Origin of the sequence: Microbacterium trichothecenolyticum, from assembly GCF_000956465.1 — a bacterium.
Classification (GTDB): Bacteria; Actinomycetota; Actinomycetes; order Actinomycetales; family Microbacteriaceae; genus Microbacterium; species Microbacterium trichothecenolyticum.
This window is the reverse complement of the sequence record NZ_JYJA01000027.1, coordinates 37,714-54,144: the sequence shown is the minus strand read 5'-3', so window position 1 is coordinate 54,144 and position 16,431 is coordinate 37,714. Positions and strand designations below refer to the sequence as shown.

Here is a 16,431-nt window from a genome sequence, read left to right as displayed (position 1 = left end):
CCGGCGAAGCGGGCCCCCGCGACGCGCCCGGCCCGCGGCGTCACGGCGGCGTGGTTGCGGGCAAATGTCGGGCTGTCGGCCTACCGTGGGGGGATGGCCAGGAGCTCAAGCCCGACCAGCCGGTCGCGCGCGTCTTCGAGCGCGTCGACAAACGCGCGTTCGAGCGCGTCCTCGTCGACGCGCAAGCCCGCGGCCGCGAAGCCGGCACCCGCACCCAAGCGCTACGTCGACGAACCCGACCGTCCGCCGGTCATCGTGCGGGCGTGGATGGGTCTCGCGCACGCCACCGGCGGCCTGTTCCGCGCGTTCGGTCCCGAGGTGCTCGAGAAGGACCAGCGCCGCGACGGCTTCCCGTTCCTTCTCGTGCTGCTGGCGATCGCCGGCGCCGTGAACGAGTGGTTCTTCATCGGCGGCGAGGTCGCCAAGACCATCAGCGCGTACACCGTGGGTGGCCTCATCGGCCGCGAGGCGTTCGTGCTCCCCGTGCTGCTGCTCGTGCTCGCGGGCTGGATGTTCCGGCATCCGTCCTCCGTGCACGACAACGGGCGCGTGGGCATCGGCTTCGGTCTGCTCGTCCTCACGATCGCGGGCTTCTGCCACGTGGCGGGCGGACGCCCCCAGCCCAACGAGGGGCTGCCGGCGCTGAGCGAGGCGGGCGGCCTCTTCGGCTGGATGCTGGGCGAGCCCCTCGCACTGGTGCTCACCGACGTCGGCGCGTACATCGTGCTGTCGCTGCTGGCGGTGCTCAGCATCCTGATCATCACGAAGACGCCCCCGAACCGCATCGGGCGCCGCCTGGGCGAGCTCTACGCCTGGATGTTCGGCGCGGAGCCCCGGGACGAGAAGGCGACGACGGATGCTGCGGCCCCGGCCGCTGCGGACGACGAAGGCGACCCCTCGCTGCCGTTCTGGCGCCGCAACAAGACCGGACGCGAGAAGGACCCCGAAGGCGGTCTCGGCTCCCAGGATCTGACGGAGCTGCTGCCGGCCGGTTCGTCGCAGGGAGGGTTCGAGCAGGCGGTCGTCCAGCCCGTGCCGCCACCCCCCGCGCCCCCGACCGACGCGCTCACCGAGGTCATCGACCCGGCGGTGCTGTCGGCGGCGAAGGCGGCGACCTCGTCGCGCACGTCGCTCCGCGACGACGCCGAGGTCATCGAAGACGACGGCACTCTTCCCGGCCTCGACGGAATCGGCTCCGTCGCGTCGGTCGATTCCCCGTCCGCACCGTACCGACTGCCCTCGGTCAACGCGCTCGCCGCGGGGTCGCCCCACGTGGCGCGCTCCCAGGCCAACGACGACACGGTCCGGGCGATCACGAGCGTGCTCGACCAGTTCTCCGTCGACGCGCGTGTGACGGGCTTCTCGCGCGGACCGACAGTGACGCAGTACGAGATCGAGCTCGGCCCCGGCGTCAAGGTGGAGCGCATCACCGCGCTCACGAACAACATCGCCTACGCGGTGGCCTCCAACGAGGTGCGCATCCTCGCGCCCATCCCGGGCAAGAGCGCCATCGGCGTCGAGATCCCGAACACCGACCGCGAGATCGTGACGCTCGGCGACGTGCTGCGCTCGCAGACGGCGACCAGCCAGACGCACCCCATGACGATCGGCGTCGGCAAGGACGTCGGCGGCGGCTACGTCATCGCGAACCTCGCCAAGATGCCGCACCTGCTCGTCGCCGGGTCCACCGGTTCGGGCAAGTCGAGCTTCGTGAACTCGATGATCACGAGCCTCCTGATGCGCGCCAAGCCCGCCGACGTGCGCATGGTGCTCATCGACCCCAAGCGCGTCGAGCTGACGTCTTACGCGGGCGTGCCGCACCTGATCACGCCCATCATCACGAACCCCAAGAAGGCCGCCGAGGCGCTGCAGTGGGTCGTGAAAGAGATGGACATGCGGTACGACGACCTCGCGTCGTTCGGCTTCCGTCACATCGACGACTTCAACAAGGCCGTCGTGGCAGGCGAGATCACGCTTCCGCCGGGCAGCGAGCGCGTTCTCAAGCCCTACCCGTACCTGCTTGTCGTCGTCGACGAGCTCGCCGACCTCATGATGGTCGCGCCTCGCGACGTCGAGGACTCGATCGTGCGCATCACGCAGCTCGCGCGCGCGTCGGGCATCCACCTCGTGCTCGCGACGCAGCGACCCTCGGTCGACGTCGTCACGGGCCTCATCAAGGCCAACGTCCCGTCCCGTCTCGCGTTCGCCGTGACGAGCGTCACCGACTCCCGCGTCATCCTGGACCAGCCCGGCGCCGACCGCCTCATCGGCCAGGGCGACGGCCTCTTCCTGCCGATGGGCGCCTCGAAGGCGCTCCGCGTGCAGGGCGCGTGGGTGAGCGAGAAGGAGATCGAGGAGGTCGTCAAGCACGTCACCCACCAGGCGCGACCGGAGTATCGCGCCGACGTGGCGGCGGTGGCCGAGAAGAAGGAGATCGACGCCGATATCGGGGACGACCTCGAGCTGCTGCTCGCGGCGGCCGAGCTCGTCGTGTCGAGCCAGTTCGGCTCGACGTCGATGCTCCAGCGCAAGCTCCGTGTCGGCTTCGCCAAGGCGGGACGCCTGATGGACCTCCTCGAGTCCCGCGAGATCGTCGGCCCCTCCGAGGGGTCGAAGGCCCGCGACGTGCTGGTGACGGTCGAGCAGCTGCCGTCGGTGCTCGCGCGGCTGCGCGGCGAGGATGTGCCCGTCGCGGCGCCCGCACCCGCGGCTCCGGCCGCGGAGGCGGACGACCGCTATGGGGCGGATGCCGTGGCCTCGCAGTACGACGGCTACCCCGTGGTCGAGAGCGAGGACGACGGCTCCGAGGACGCGTGGGGTCTCACCGGACGCGACTGACCCCAGGCTCCGCCCGACCGGGGCGCGCCGATAAGCTCGGGCCATGGCGATCCCCCGGCAGCTGCCCAACGCGATCACGATCGTGCGCATCCTGTGCGCGCCGGTCTTCCTGTGGATGCTCCTGGCCGACGGGGGAGCGGACGGCGCCCTGCGGTGGTGGGCGGCCGTGCTGTTCATCGTGGCGATCGCGACCGACGGGATCGACGGCTACCTCGCGCGAAAGCACGACATCGTCACCGATCTCGGCAAGCTGCTCGACCCCATCGCCGACAAGGTGCTCACGGGCTTCGCCTTCATCGGCCTGTCGATCCTCGGCGAGCTGCCCTGGTGGATCACGATCATCGTGCTCATCCGCGAGATCGGGATCACGGTGTACCGGTTCATGGTCGTGAGCGACCACGTGCTGGCGGCCGCCTGGATGGGCAAGCTCAAGACCCTCGCCCAGGGTCTCGCCCTGTCCTTCGCCCTGCTGCCGCTGTGGACCCTCGTGGGCGACTGGATCTTCTGGGTCAACGGGGTGCTCATGACGATCGCGGTGATCCTGACGATCGCGAGCGGCATCGACTACATCGTGACCGAGATGCGTGCCGCCCGCGCGAAGCGGAGGGACGCGTGACGGATGCCGCAGCCGCGGTGCTGCGCGCACTCGACGGTCGCGGCTGGTCCATCGCGGCAGCCGAGTCGCTGACGGGCGGGCGCGTCACCGCGACGCTCGTCGACGTTCCGGGGGCCTCCGCGCACGTGCGAGGGGGGATCGTCGCGTACGCCACCGACATCAAGGCGACCCAGCTGGGCGTGGATGCCGATCTTCTGGCGGACCGCGGTCCGGTCGACGCGGAGGTCGCGGTGCAGATGGCGAAGGGCGTGCGTCGCGCGCTGCACGCCGATGTGGGCGTCGCGACGACCGGAGTCGCCGGCCCGGATCCGCAGGACGGCAAGCCCGTCGGCACCGTCCACATCGCGGTCGTGACACCCGAGGAGGTCGTGTCGTCATCCCTCGAACTGGCGGGAACGCGCGACGAGATCCGCACCCGGACGGTCCAGAGCGTGCTGGAGCTCGCGCTCACCGTGGTGGGAGGCATCCGTCATCCGTGAGACCGAGTCCGGGAACAGAAGGTGTTTCGTCTCGGTTACATTCGGTGATTCCCACCCATTGCCCAGTTCACGGGATTAGATTGACATCATCCGGTGCTGTACTGTTGGCCACCCGGACGACGGTGGAATCAGAAGTGAGGAGGGGCCCTGATGATCCTGGTACGTCAAGAGATCGGCGAAGTGCTTCGTGATTTCCGCCAGCAGAAGGGACGGACCCTCCGCCAGGTGGCCAGCCGCGCAAGCGTGGCGCTGGGCTATCTGAGTGAGGTGGAGCGCGGCCAGAAGGAGGCCTCGAGCGAGATCCTCGCGTCGGTGGCCGAGGCGCTCGATGTTCCCATCTCGATCATCATGCGCGAGGTGGGCGACCGCATCTCGGTCCTCGAGGGCCTGCAGACCTTCCCCGACGTCGTCCCCGACGACCTCATGGCATCGGTCGACGCCGAGCTTTCGCTGCGCTGATCGCGCCGCTTCTCCATATGCGTCGCAGTGAGTTCCAGCGCGCCGTGAGCGACGAGTTCGGCGCACGCGCGAACGCCGTCGTGACGGATCTGTATCTGTCGAAGGTGGGCGGTCGAACAGCCGCTGAGGCGATCGATGCGGGCGTCGACCCGCGCGAGGTATGGCTCGCACTGTGCGAAGAGCTCGAGGTTCCCGCCGAGCGCCGGTACGGCGTCGGACGACTCGAGCCGCGCCGCCGCTGACCTGCTCCGCGGCGCGCGTTTCCGCCGCCGCGGCACGGCGTGTCATCGAAGAAGTGTTCGAGATCCGCGTAGGCTCCTGCACAGCAGATGTCGAGAGCGTGTTTTCCACGCAGCGGGAAGGAGCGAAGACGGATGTCGGAGCCCCTCCCTAACGTGAACAGCGTCGAACGACACCTCACGCCTTGTCGCAGCATCCGTCCCACCGGGACCGAGCGCGACAGCCTACAGGCGACGGAACGCGAGCACAGAGGAGCACGTCATGCCATCACCCGTTGACCGCGAGAAGGCCCTGGAATCAGCCCTCGCCCAGATCGACCGGCAGTTCGGGAAGGGCTCGGTGATGCGCCTCGGCAGCGACGAGCGCGCTCCCGTCGAGGTCGTGCCCACCGGCTCGATCGCCCTCGATGTCGCACTCGGCATCGGCGGACTCCCGCGTGGCCGCATCATCGAGATCTACGGACCGGAGTCGTCGGGTAAGACGACGCTGACTCTCCACGCGATCGCCAACGCGCAGCGCGCCGGTGGCATCGCCGCGTTCATCGACGCCGAGCACGCGCTCGACCCCGACTACGCGCAGAAGCTCGGCGTCGACATCGACGCACTGCTCGTCTCGCAGCCCGACACGGGTGAGCAGGCCCTCGAGATCGCCGACATGCTCGTGCGCTCCGGCGCGATCGACCTCATCGTGATCGACTCCGTCGCCGCTCTCGTGCCCAAGGCCGAGATCGAAGGCGAGATGGGCGACTCCCACGTGGGTCTGCAGGCGCGCCTCATGTCGCAGGCGCTGCGCAAGCTCACCGGTGGTCTCAACCAGACCAACACCACGATGATCTTCATCAACCAGCTGCGCGAGAAGATCGGCGTGTTCTTCGGCTCGCCCGAGACCACCGCCGGTGGAAAGGCGCTCAAGTTCTACGCGTCGGTCCGTCTCGACATCCGTCGCATCGAGACCCTGAAGGACGGCGCTGAGGCGGTCGGCAACCGCACCCGCGTCAAGGTCGTCAAGAACAAGATGGCGCCGCCGTTCAAGCAGGCGGAGTTCGACATCCTCTACGGCGTGGGCATCTCGCGCGAGGGCAGTCTCATCGACTTCGGTGTGGAGCACGCCATCGTCAAGAAGTCCGGCGCCTGGTACACCTACGAGGGCGAGCAGCTCGGGCAGGGCAAGGAGAACGCCCGCAACTTCCTCCTCAAGAACCCGGATGTCGCGGCAGAGATCGAGACGAAGATCAAGACGAAGCTCGGCATCGGCGTGCCCAAGGCCACGGGTGAGGTCGCGGACGAGCTGGCGGCGCGCCGCCCGGCCTGATGGTCTTTGTTCCGACGGAGCTCAACGAGCGGGGTGAGCGATGAGCGGCGGGTCCGACGTGGAGAACAACGGCGGGCTCGCCCCCGTGACATCGCTCTTCGGCGACCGTAGCGCGAAGGCGTACCCGAAGACCGCGGCGGACGTCAGGCGGGAGCTCGAGGATCGCATCCCCGCGGGTCGAGTCGACCAGGGCTCCTCGGCCGGGCCCGCTTCCGCGCCCTCGGCAGCGGCTGCGGCTGAGTGGCGGACCGAATGGGACGACGACCCCGGCGCGAGCACGGGCGCACGCACGGGAGCCGAGCACGACGAGCGAGATGAGCAGCCCATCGACCTCGACGCCGAGCGCGCCGGCAGAGGACGCTCGGTCGGGGGTCGGCGAGGTGTGCCGGAGGCCGCCGATGCGGCCGAACTCGGTCTGCTGAAGAAGCTGCGCGCACGGCAGCTCTCGGTCTCGGAGGCGAAGACGTACCTCGGCCAGTACGGGCTCGGCCAGGAAGGCGTCGAGGCGATCCTCGACGCCTTCCTCCAACGCGGCTACCTCGACGACGCCCGTCTCTCGGAACAGGTGGTGCACGCCGGCGTCGATCGCAAGGGACAGGGGCGGCAGGCGCTCTCGCAGAGCCTCGCGAAGCGGGGTATCCCGCGCGACATCGCCGACGCGGCGCTCGCAGAGCTGCCCGACGACGACGCCGAACGTGCGCTCGAGTTCGCCCGATCCAAGGCGGGCTCCATGCGCGGGCTCGAGCGGGACGTCGCTCTTCGTCGTCTCGCCGGCCAGCTGGCGAGACGCGGCTACGGGGGCTCGGCGGCGCTCAACGCCGCCCGGCAGGCGCTGGACGAGTCGACGCGTCCCTCCGGGCGCGTGCGGTTCGACTGACGCCCAGGGCTGAGCTCGTCCGTGGCATGCCACGGGCGGGGCCCGGTTGCCGCCGTTCAGGGACACAGGATCCACTGCCAGCCTCCGCGCATGCGGACGGCTCGTAGAATGGCGGGATCATGTCTTCCCCTTCCGCCACCCCGACTCTGATCGCGCCCTCCCAGGCTGCGCACGATGTCGACGGGCGTGCGCGCACCTATGAGGTGCGCACGTTCGGCTGCCAGATGAACGTGCACGACTCGGAGCGCCTCTCCGGTTCGCTCGAGAGCGCCGGCTACGTCCGCGCCGAGGCGGGCGAAGAGGCCGATGTCGTCGTCATCAACACGTGCGCCGTGCGCGACAACGCCGCCGGCAAGCTGTACGGCACGCTCGGTCACCTCAAGTCCCGCAAAGACAAGCACGAGGGCATGCAGATCGCCGTCGGCGGCTGCCTCGCGCAGATGGACAAGGATGTCGTGCAGCAGAAGGCGCCGTGGGTCGACGTCGTCTTCGGCACCCACAACATGGGATCGCTGCCGAGCCTGCTCGAGCGTGCGCGCCACAACGGCGAGGCCGAACTAGAGATCCTCGAGTCGCTCGAGATCTTCCCGTCGACGCTGCCCACCAAGCGCGACAGCGTCTACAGCGGTTGGGTGTCGATCTCGGTCGGCTGCAACAACACGTGCACGTTCTGCATCGTGCCGAGCCTGCGCGGCAAGGAGAAGGACCGCCGCCCCGGTGACATCCTGAACGAGATCCGCCTCCTCGTCGACGACGGCGCGATGGAGGTCACCCTCCTCGGCCAGAACGTCAACTCGTACGGCGTCGAGTTCGGCGACCGCCAGGCGTTCGGCAAGCTGCTGCGCGCCGCGGGTGAGATCGAGGGGCTCGAGCGCATCCGCTTCACGAGCCCGCATCCGGCCGCGTTCACCGACGACGTCATCGACGCGATGGCCGAGACCCCGGCCGTCATGCCGCAGCTCCACATGCCGCTGCAGTCGGGCAGCGATCGCATCCTCAAGGCGATGCGCCGGTCGTACCGCAGCGATCGGTTCCTCGGCATCCTCGACCGTGTCCGCGAGAAGATGCCCGACGCGGCGATCACGACCGACATCATCGTCGGGTTCCCGGGCGAGACCGACGAGGACTTCGAAGACACGATGCGCGTCGTCGAGCAGGCGCGATTCGCGAGCGCCTTCACGTTCCAGTACTCGATCCGCGAAGGCACCCCGGCGGCGACCATGCCCGACCAGGTGCCCAAGGAGATCGTGCAGGCGCGCTACGAGCGGCTCGCCGCCCTGCAGGAGCGCATCTCGCGCGAAGAGAACGAGAAGCAGCTCGGTCGCGAGCTGCAGGTGCTCGTCTCGACCGGCGAAGGCAAGAAGGACGCCGAGACCCACCGCCTCACGGGCCGCGCCGAAGACAACCGGCTCGTCCACTTCGAGGTGCCCGAGGGCTCCGAGACCCCGCGCCCCGGCGACGTCGTCTCGGTCGTGGTGACGCACGCCGCGCCGTTCCACCTGCTCGCCGACGGGGTCGATGGCGCGCCGCTGCGCATCCGTCGTACGCGCTCCGGCGACGCGTGGGACCGCTCGCAGGCGGAGTCGTGCGGCATCCCCGCACCAGCCGGTGGCGCTTCGACAGGCTCAGCAGGCGCACCGCGCGCGGTCTCGCTGGGCCTGCCGACGCTGCGCATCGGCGTCTGACCCCTCCGTGAACACCCCGGCCGACGACGCCGCAGTGACGCCGCCGCGCCTGTGGGCCGTCGTCGGTGCGACGGGGACGGGCAAGACCGCGCTGTCTCTCGAGCTCGCCGCAGCGCTCGCGGCCGGCGACCGCCCGGCAGAGATCGTGAACGCCGACGCGATGCAGCTCTATCGCGGCATGGATATCGGCACCGCGAAGCTCCCCGCAGCCGAGCGGCGAGGCATCCGTCATCACCTCTTCGACGTGCTCGACGTCACCGACGACGCCGCGGTCGCCTGGTATCAGGATGCTGCGCGCACGGCGATCCGCGAGGTCCATGGTCGCGGCGCCGACGCCGTGCTGGTCGGCGGTTCCGGGTTGTACGTGTCGAGCGTGCTCTTCGACTTCCGCTTCCCGCCGCGCGATGAGGAGCTCCGCGCGCGCCTCGAGGCGGAGCTGGACGCGCACGGCCCCGGAGCCCTCTACGGGCGCCTGCGCGAGCTGGATCCCGCGACGGCGGCCAAGGTCGATCCGCGCAACGGCCGCCGCATCGTGCGCGCGCTCGAGGTGCTCGAGCTCGGTGAGCGCACCCACGGCGCGATGCTGCCCGACGCGCCCGTCCTCTGGTATCCCGACACCCGCATCATCGGCGTCGCCGTGCCCCGCGACGAGCTCGTGGTCCGCCTCGACGCGCGCGTGGAGGCGATGTGGCGAGACGGGCTCCTCGACGAAGTGCGGGCGCTGCGTGCGCAGGGCCTCGAACGCGGCGTGACGGCGCGCCGTGCCATCGGCTACGCGCAGGCGCTGGCTCAACTGACAGGCGAGATGACCGAGGCCGAAGCGATCGCCGAGACGCAAGCGCTGACGCGCCGCTACGCCCGGCGCCAGGTCTCGTGGTTCAAGCGCTACGACGATCTCCGGTGGGTGGATCCGGGAACGGATGCTGCGGCCCTGGCAGACTCGTGGTCATGAGCATCGCGATCCGGGCCTTCGATCTCCCCGACACCGAGGCGGTCGTCTCGCTGTGGCAGCAGGCGGGGCTCACGCGGCCGTGGAACAACCCGTACCAGGACATCCGCCGCAAGCTCTCCGTGCAGCCGGAGCTGTTCCTCGTCGCCGTCGACGACCGAGCGATCGTCGGCACGGTCATGGCCGGCTACGACGGCCACCGGGGCTGGCTCTACTACCTCGCGAGCGCGCCGGACCGGCGCGGCGAGGGCATCGCACGCAAACTGGTCGCCGAAGCCGAGGAGCTTCTGACCGAGATGGGCTGCCCGAAGGTGCAGCTCATGGTGCGGCCCGAGAACGGGATCGCGCGGGGGTTCTACGACTCGCTCGGCTACGAGCCGTTCGAGACGTGGAACACCGGCAAGCGTCTCATCGCCGACTGAGCCGGGCCGGGCCGGGGCCCGGATCCCGCCCGTAGACTGGTGCGATGCCGCAGACGATCGCGTTCACCAAGGGCCACGGCACCGGCAACGACTTCGTGATCGTCCCCGACCCCGACGGCGCGCTCGACCTCAGCGACGACCAGGTCGCGGTGCTGTGCGACCGGCGCTTCGGGATCGGCGGCGACGGCATCCTGCGCGTGGTGCGCGCGGGAGCGATCGACGAGGGCGCCCAGGCGGCGGAATCCGGGGCCGAGTGGTTCATGGACTACCGCAACGCCGATGGTTCGAAGGCGGAGATGTGCGGCAACGGCGTGCGGGTCTTCGTGCGCTACCTCGTCGACGTCGGCTGGGCCGACGTCGACGGTGAGCCGCTCAAGGTCGGCACCCGCGCGGGCATCAAGACCGTCACGCGCAGCGACCGCGGGTACGAGGTCGACCTCGGCCCGTTCGTCGTCGACGAGTCCGGAGTGCTCGTGCGCACGCGCGGCGGGGGCGCTCCTCGTCCGGGTGTCGGGATCGACGTCGGCAACCCTCACGTCGTCGTGGCGCTGCCCGACGACGCCGAGCTCGAGGGACTCGACCTCGCGGCGCAGCCCCTGCTGCAGCCGGAGCCTCCCCACGGCGCGAACGTCGAGTTCGTCGTGCCGAGCGACCCGCTCGTGCACGAGGGCGTCGGCTCGATCCGCATGCGTGTGTTCGAGCGTGGTGTGGGCGAGACGCTGAGCTGCGGCACCGGGGTCGCGGCCGCGGCGCTCGCGGTGCGGCACTGGGCCGGTCCTGCGGCACCGGACCACTGGGTCGTCGACGTCCCCGGCGGCACGCTGGGCGTGCGGATGCGGGAGATCGACGGCGAGCGGCACGTGCTCCTGTCGGGTCCCGCGACCCTCGTCTACACCGGCGAGGTCACGCTCGCGTAGCGGCTCTCAGCCCTCGGGCAGTTCGGGCAGGTCGATCGGTTCGCTCGGCGGTGAGCCGTGGCGGCGCACCTTGAGCACGCGGAAGCCGCGAGCGGTCGCCGCGCGGTGCACGGTGAAGCGGCGGTCGAGCGTCGCCGCGAGCCATCGCTGGAGCGAGTCCGAGCCGAGGTTGCGCTGCACCACGAGCCAGGCGTCCGCGCGGTCGTCGAGCCGGGGGAGCCAGCGCTCGAGCAGGCCGTGCAGCTCGTTCTTTCCCACGCGGATGGGCGGATTCGACCGGATCGTGCGGAACAGGATGTCGTCGGGAACATCATCGGGCAGCGACGCGTTGACGTTGGAGAGCCCGAGTGCCGCCGCGTTGCGGCGCACCAGGTCGAGCGCTCGCTCGTTCACGTCGACGGCCCATACCGTCGCGTGCGGCGCGTCGAGCGCGAGGCTGAGCGCGATCGGTCCCCACCCGCACCCGAGGTCGAGGAAGTTCCCGCTCGCCGGAGGCGGGGGAGTGTTCGACAGCAGCACCGCGGTTCCCGAGTCCACGTGATCGGGGCTGAAGACGCCCCCGGCAGTCGTGACCTCGAGATCGCGACCGGCGAGTGTGACCCGGATGCGGCGCAGGTTCTCGGGGCTGGCGGGCGTCGCACTGAAGTAGTGGTCGCTCCCCATGGCTGACGAGCCTAGCGGAGGTGCTCCGCACAACGGGAGCGCGCCGGCGATCCAGGGGTTCGGGGCGAAGCCCCATCGGGCAGAGCTAGAATTCACGGATGCTGCGAACCGGCCGATGAACGGCGGAAAACGGCATCCACGGCAACAAGCGAAGGAACACATGACGGATACCACGACACCCCAGAGCACCGACGAGACGCCGGTCGACCCGGTGGATCGCGTGCTGGCGCGCGCCGAAGCGCGCTCGGGGGTGCACGTCTTCGGAGCCGCCCAGGCGCTCCAGGACGAGGCGACGATCGGGCGTGCCGACACCGACGGCGAGCAGTGGGACCGCGAGGAGCGGGCCGCACTGCGGCGCGTCCCCGGGCTCTCCACAGAACTCGAAGACGTCACCGAGGTCGAGTACCGGCAGCTGCGCCTCGAGAACGTCGTCCTCGTCGGCGTGCACCCGCAGGGGGAGACCGAGGACGCCGAGAACTCGCTGCGCGAACTCTCGGCGCTGGCCGAGACCGCCGGGGCGGTCGTGCTCGACGGCGTGCTGCAGCGGCGTCCGCACCCGGACCCCGCGACCTACGTGGGTCGCGGCAAGGCGGAGGAGCTGCGCGACATCGTCGCGTCGGTCGGCGCGGACACCGTGATCGCCGACACCGAGCTCGCGCCCAGCCAGCGGCGCGCCCTCGAGGACGTCGTCAAGGTGAAGGTGATCGACCGCACGACGGTGATCCTCGACATCTTCAGCCAGCACGCGAAGAGCCGCGAGGGCAAGGCCCAGGTCGAGCTGGCGCAGCTCGAGTACCTCCTTCCGCGCCTGCGCGGCTGGGGTGACTCGATGAGCCGCCAGGCCGGTGGCCAGGTGGGCGCGGGCGGCGCGGGCATGGGCTCGCGCGGCCCCGGTGAGACGAAGATCGAGCTCGATCGTCGCCGCATCCGCACGCGCATGGCGCAGCTGCGCAAGCAGATCCGCGACTTCGCGCCGGCGCGCGACGCCAAGCGGGCCGAGCGCAAGCGCAACACGATCCCGTCGGTCGCGATCGCCGGGTACACCAACGCCGGCAAGTCGTCGCTGCTGAACCGCCTCACCAGCGCGGGCGTGCTCGTCGAGAATGCCCTGTTCGCGACGCTGGACGCGACCGTGCGGCGCACCGAGACCGGCGACGGCCGGATCTACACGCTCACCGACACGGTCGGGTTCGTGCGCAACCTGCCCCACCAGCTGGTGGAGGCGTTCCGGTCGACCCTCGAAGAGGTCGGCGACGCCGACGTCATCGTGCACGTCGTCGACGGCTCGCACCCCGACCCGGCCGCACAGCTGGCGACGGTGCGCGATGTGATCGGCGACGTCGGCGCGCGCGACATCCCCGAGATCATCGTCTTCAACAAAGCCGATCTGATCGACGACGACGCGCGGCTCCTGCTGCGTGGACTCGAGCCGAAGGCGGTGTTCGCGTCCTCTCGCACGGGCGAGGGGATCGACGAGCTGCGGGCCCTCATCGAGGAGACGCTGCCCCTGCCGGCCGTCGAGGTGCGGGCGCTCGTGCCCTACGACCGCGGCGACCTGGTGTCGGCGATCCACGAGCAGGGGATGATCCTCTCGCAGGAGCACGAGGAGGGCGGCACTGCCGTGCACGCCCGCGTGGGCCAGCACCTCGCCGCGCGTCTGTCCCCCTTCACTGTCTGAGACCGCGAGCCGCCGCTCGAGACGCTAGTCGAGCTCGAGCGGCGGCACTCCCGGCGTGTCGAAGCCGAACACCTGCCCGAGGAACGCGAGTTCGGCCTCCATCGTGCGCACGAGCGTCGTCGCGCCGCGGAAACCGTGCCCTTCGCCCTCGAACGCGAGGTACGCATGGGCGACGCCGTTCGCCGCGAGGGCGTCGCGCACGGCCTCGGACTGCGACGGCGGTACGACGCGATCGTCGAGGCCCTGCTCGATCAGCAGCGGGGTGCGCAGTCGATCCAGGTGCGACAGCGGCGACCGCTCCACGTACAGCGCCTCCGCCTCGGGAAGCGGCCCGACCATGCCGTCGAGATAGCGGGCTTCGAAGTCGTGCGTGTCCTCAGCCAGCTTGCGCAGGTCGGCCACGCCGTAACGGCTGATGCCCGCGCCGAACGCGTCGGAGTTCGTCAGTGCGCACAGCACCGTCCAGCCGCCCGCCGAGCCGCCCGCGATCGCCAGCCGGCCCCCGTCGGCCGAGCCCGCCTCCGCGAGTCCGCGGGCCGCGGCCACGACGTCGTCGACGTCGACCACGCCCCACTGCCCGAGCAGGCGCTCGCGATAGGCGCGGCCGTAGCCGCTCGAGCCGCCGTAGTTGACGTCGAGCACGCCGATTCCCCGGCTGGTCAAGTACGCGATCTTCCCGGATGCCGCGCCGCCCACGTGATCCGTCGGACCGCCGTGCACGAACACGACGTACGGCGCTCGCTCGTCATCGGGCGCCACGACCCCCGGGTTCGTCGGCGGGTAGTCGAAGGCGTGCACCGGCCCGTGCGGCCCGGGCACGGTGATCGGGCGGGAGCGCGGCATCCACTCGGCTCCCCACGGTGAGGTACCGCCGACGATGAGCCGTGTCGCCGCGGGATCGTCGACGCGGACCTCCCACAGCCCGGCGCCGCCGGAGCCTGCGCCCGAGAGCAGCACGCGGGTGCCGCGGGCGTCCTCGATCGACAGACGCGTCACCGCGTCGACGGGCAGCGCGCGCCGCTCGCCGGCGGCACCGAGAACGACGAGCTCCTCCGCCCCGTTCGCCTCGACCGCGGCGATGCGCCCGTCGGCGAGCAGCGTGAACCACCGCGTGCCGAGCACCCACAGCGGACCGCCGGTGTCGGCGTCGACAGCCGCGACCGGCTCGTGGTGGAGGTCGGCCGTGAGCCGCAGCCGCCACAGGTTCCAGCGGCCCGTCGGGTCGTCGGCGTAGACGAGGTCGTCGTCGTCCACCCACTCGGGCTGCAGCGGCGAGGAGCCGCCGCCGGCGACCGTGGTCCATTCCGGACCGTCCCCGCCGACGAGTCGGCCGACGCGCAGCTCTGCGCGATCCCAGGCCATGTGGGGGTGGTTCCACGCGATCCAGGCGAGACGCGAGCCGTCGGGCGACAGCGCGGGGTGGGCGACGAAGTCGCTGCCGCTCGCGAGCGATGCCAGGCGTGCAGCTGAACCCACGCCCCCTCCGTCCCGGGGGATGTCCACGATGTCGCGAGCCGGGACCGCGGTGCCGCGGGTGTGATCCTCGCGCACGGCGAGCAGGCGGCCGTGCTGCAGCGTCAGGCCGCCGAAGCGGACGTCGCCGCCCTCGGGCGTGAGCGGGCGCGGCTCAGCGCCCGGGTCGAGCCGCCAGACGCGCTGGTCGGTCTTCTCGACGAAGTACAGCACACCTTCGTCGTCGGCCGTCCATGAGCCGCCGCCGTACTCGTGCACGCGCGATCTGGCGCTCCACGGCGCGGGGAGCACATCGACGACGGCTCCGGATGCCGCCCTCCGGCGCACCGCGGAGCGGCCGCCCTCTTCGGGCACGGACTCGCCCCACCACACGTCCGGCTCATCCGCACCGACGAAGCGCGCACCCTCCAGACGCGGTGAGGCCGCGGAGACCTCCGCGGCGGAGATGGGGGAGGGCCAGCTGCCGTAGGGGCGCACGTCCGGTGTCGTCACGACACCACGGTACGACGAAGCCGGCCGGAGCCGCGATCGAAACAGAACGTCACAGGCGGCACCACGGCGGTGCGCTCCGCTACCGTGGACGAATCGTCGCCCGGTCGTCCTCACGGACGCCCCGAACCTCGGGGCCCGGGCAGGAGCGACAGCCGAGCCCGGCACCCGCCCGCGAATGACACCCCTTCCGCCGTCCCGGCGGGTGGAGGTGCCGCGGCCGATCGGGCCTTCCCGTACGGCTCAGCCCTGTCCGCCGATCCCTGAGAAGCAGGCCATGTCGATCGACCTGAGCACTCCTCCCGTGCCGATCTCCTTCGAGGTGTACCCGCCGCGCTCCGACGCGGGCGTCGCCGCCCTCCACGAGACGATCCGCCACCTGGCGTCAGTCGACCCGCGGTTCATCTCGGTGACCTACGGAGCGGGCGGCTCCACCGGCGGTCGTTCGCTCGAGCTGCTCACCCACATCCTGCGCGAGACCCACGTCGACCCGCTCGCGCACCTCACGTGTGTCGGAAACACCTACGCCGGCGCGAACGCGCTGATCCGGGAATTCCTGGATGCCGGGATCACGAGCTTCCTCGCACTCCGAGGCGATCCGCCGGCAGGCGTATCGGAGGACGACGTCTTCCTCGGCGATCTCGACAGCGCGGCGCAGCTCGTGCAGCTCATCGACCGCGTGCAGGCGGAGCGTGAGCCCTACAGCGAAACGCCCATCCCCGGCGTGCCGGGTGCGGTCCGGCTGGCGGAGCGCCCTCGCGTCGACATCGCCGTGGCGGCGTTTCCGAACGGCCACCCGCGGTCGAGGCATCCGTTCGAAGACATCGACGCGCTGCTCGCGAAGCAGGCGGCCGGCGCAACGCTCGCGATCACCCAGCTGTTCTTCCACGCTGACGACTATCTGGCGTTCGTGCAGCGATCGCGCGAAGCCGGTGTCACGATCCCGATACTCCCCGGCATCATGCCGATCACCTCGCCCACACGGCTGCGCCGGGTGCTCGAGCTGACAGGCGAGCAGCTGCCGGCGGACCTCGCCGTCGCGCTCGACATCGAGCCCACCGTCGAAGGCCAGCGCGAGGTCGGCGTCGCGCACGCCGCGCGACTCGCTCGCGAGGTCGTGGACGGGGGCGCCCCCGGCGTCCACCTGTACGCGTTCAACAACCACGAGACGGTGCTGGACGTGCTGAGCGAAGCCGGGGTGCTCGACCCCGCCACGCGAATGCCCGACGCCGTCCGCTGACCCCGGACGCCGCGATCCGTCGGATGCCCGACGGGTCTCTTCGGCGACCCCGAAAGCCCCCCACTCCGAGATGAACGAAGCGAAAGAGAGAGCAC

General features: G+C 70.8%; 15 protein-coding genes. 13 read left to right on the top strand and 2 right to left on the bottom strand.

Annotated elements, in window-relative coordinates; all coding sequences use genetic code 11:
* Positions 1–93: 93 nt before the first annotated feature.
* The 11 genes from RS82_RS04640 to dapF all read left to right on the top strand — a co-directional run bounded on the left by RS82_RS04640 (position 94) and on the right by dapF (position 10,793).
* Positions 94–2,838 carry an FtsK/SpoIIIE family DNA translocase gene (locus tag RS82_RS04640; RefSeq protein ID WP_045297275.1) on the top strand — a complete coding sequence of 915 codons (2,745 nt, stop codon included), beginning with the start codon at positions 94–96 and terminating at the stop codon, positions 2,836–2,838.
* A gap of 43 nt (positions 2,839–2,881) precedes the next feature.
* Positions 2,882–3,454, top strand: coding sequence for a CDP-diacylglycerol--glycerol-3-phosphate 3-phosphatidyltransferase (gene pgsA / locus RS82_RS04635; protein ID WP_045297274.1), 573 nt, complete (start codon positions 2,882–2,884; stop codon positions 3,452–3,454).
* On the top strand, positions 3,451–3,933 hold the full coding sequence (locus RS82_RS04630) for a CinA family protein (RefSeq protein ID WP_045297273.1): 483 nt from the start codon (positions 3,451–3,453) through the stop codon (positions 3,931–3,933). Before pgsA ends, RS82_RS04630 begins: the two co-directional genes overlap by 4 nt.
* Positions 3,934–4,083: 150 nt before the next feature.
* On the top strand, positions 4,084–4,392 hold the full coding sequence (locus tag RS82_RS04625; RefSeq protein ID WP_045297272.1) for a helix-turn-helix domain-containing protein: 309 nt from the start codon (positions 4,084–4,086) through the stop codon (positions 4,390–4,392).
* 17 nt (positions 4,393–4,409) lie between these two features.
* The gene (locus RS82_RS04620) at positions 4,410–4,634 is read left to right on the top strand and encodes a DUF3046 domain-containing protein (RefSeq protein WP_045297270.1); all 225 of its coding nucleotides are present in this window, start codon (positions 4,410–4,412) and stop codon (positions 4,632–4,634) included.
* Between the two features lie 259 nt (positions 4,635–4,893).
* On the top strand, positions 4,894–5,943 hold the full coding sequence (recA, locus tag RS82_RS04615; protein ID WP_045297268.1) for a recombinase RecA: 1,050 nt from the start codon (positions 4,894–4,896) through the stop codon (positions 5,941–5,943).
* Between the two features lie 40 nt (positions 5,944–5,983).
* Positions 5,984–6,820, top strand: coding sequence for a regulatory protein RecX (locus tag RS82_RS04610; RefSeq protein WP_045297267.1), 837 nt, complete (start codon positions 5,984–5,986; stop codon positions 6,818–6,820).
* 119 nt (positions 6,821–6,939) lie between these two features.
* A complete protein-coding gene (gene miaB, locus RS82_RS04605) occupies positions 6,940–8,505 on the top strand; it encodes a tRNA (N6-isopentenyl adenosine(37)-C2)-methylthiotransferase MiaB (protein ID WP_045297266.1) in 1,566 nt (521 codons plus the stop codon).
* A 34-nt stretch (positions 8,506–8,539) separates the two neighbouring features.
* Positions 8,540–9,457 (top strand): tRNA (adenosine(37)-N6)-dimethylallyltransferase MiaA, encoded by a 918-nt coding sequence (miaA, locus tag RS82_RS04600; protein WP_045297378.1) that lies wholly within the window; start codon positions 8,540–8,542, stop codon positions 9,455–9,457.
* Entirely contained in the window at positions 9,454–9,876 is a 423-nt protein-coding gene (locus tag RS82_RS04595; RefSeq protein WP_045297376.1) for a GNAT family acetyltransferase, read from the top strand. Before miaA ends, RS82_RS04595 begins: the two co-directional genes overlap by 4 nt.
* A gap of 44 nt (positions 9,877–9,920) precedes the next feature.
* On the top strand, positions 9,921–10,793 hold the full coding sequence (gene dapF / locus RS82_RS04590) for a diaminopimelate epimerase (RefSeq protein ID WP_045297265.1): 873 nt from the start codon (positions 9,921–9,923) through the stop codon (positions 10,791–10,793).
* 6 nt (positions 10,794–10,799) lie between these two features.
* On the opposite strand, the gene RS82_RS04585 is transcribed toward dapF, so the two are convergent.
* Complete coding sequence (locus tag RS82_RS04585; protein WP_045297264.1) at positions 10,800–11,456, bottom strand: class I SAM-dependent methyltransferase; 657 nt, start codon at positions 11,454–11,456, stop codon at positions 10,800–10,802.
* Positions 11,457–11,616: 160 nt separating this feature from the next.
* Between RS82_RS04585 and hflX the strand changes: the two genes are divergently transcribed.
* Positions 11,617–13,134, top strand: coding sequence for a GTPase HflX (gene hflX / locus RS82_RS04580; protein WP_045297263.1), 1,518 nt, complete (start codon positions 11,617–11,619; stop codon positions 13,132–13,134).
* Between the two features lie 24 nt (positions 13,135–13,158).
* Here hflX and RS82_RS04575 read toward each other — a convergent pair whose 3' ends face one another.
* Positions 13,159–15,099, bottom strand: coding sequence for an alpha/beta hydrolase family protein (locus RS82_RS04575; RefSeq protein WP_045297261.1), 1,941 nt, complete (start codon positions 15,097–15,099; stop codon positions 13,159–13,161).
* A gap of 274 nt (positions 15,100–15,373) precedes the next feature.
* On the opposite strand from RS82_RS04575, the gene RS82_RS04570 reads away from it, so the two are divergent.
* Positions 15,374–16,336 carry a methylenetetrahydrofolate reductase gene (locus RS82_RS04570; RefSeq protein WP_045297258.1) on the top strand — a complete coding sequence of 321 codons (963 nt, stop codon included), beginning with the start codon at positions 15,374–15,376 and terminating at the stop codon, positions 16,334–16,336.
* Positions 16,337–16,431: the final 95 nt, after the last annotated feature.

Bases quoted from the DNA above. Each gene is read 5' to 3' on its own strand.
- RS82_RS04640 (WP_045297275.1), top strand. From the start codon at position 94: ATGGCCAGGAGCTCAAGCCCGACCAGCCGGTCGCGCGCGTCTTCGAGC.
- pgsA (WP_045297274.1), top strand. From the start codon at position 2,882: ATGGCGATCCCCCGGCAGCTGCCCAACGCGATCACGATCGTGCGCATC.
- RS82_RS04625 (WP_045297272.1), top strand. From the start codon at position 4,084: ATGATCCTGGTACGTCAAGAGATCGGCGAAGTGCTTCGTGATTTCCGC.
- RS82_RS04620 (WP_045297270.1), top strand. From the start codon at position 4,410: ATGCGTCGCAGTGAGTTCCAGCGCGCCGTGAGCGACGAGTTCGGCGCA.
- recA (WP_045297268.1), top strand. From the start codon at position 4,894: ATGCCATCACCCGTTGACCGCGAGAAGGCCCTGGAATCAGCCCTCGCC.
- RS82_RS04610 (WP_045297267.1), top strand. From the start codon at position 5,984: ATGAGCGGCGGGTCCGACGTGGAGAACAACGGCGGGCTCGCCCCCGTG.
- miaB (WP_045297266.1), top strand. From the start codon at position 6,940: ATGTCTTCCCCTTCCGCCACCCCGACTCTGATCGCGCCCTCCCAGGCT.
- RS82_RS04595 (WP_045297376.1), top strand. From the start codon at position 9,454: ATGAGCATCGCGATCCGGGCCTTCGATCTCCCCGACACCGAGGCGGTC.
- dapF (WP_045297265.1), top strand. From the start codon at position 9,921: ATGCCGCAGACGATCGCGTTCACCAAGGGCCACGGCACCGGCAACGAC.
- RS82_RS04585 (WP_045297264.1), bottom strand. From the start codon at position 11,456: ATGGGGAGCGACCACTACTTCAGTGCGACGCCCGCCAGCCCCGAGAAC.
- hflX (WP_045297263.1), top strand. From the start codon at position 11,617: ATGACGGATACCACGACACCCCAGAGCACCGACGAGACGCCGGTCGAC.
- RS82_RS04570 (WP_045297258.1), top strand. From the start codon at position 15,374: ATGTCGATCGACCTGAGCACTCCTCCCGTGCCGATCTCCTTCGAGGTG.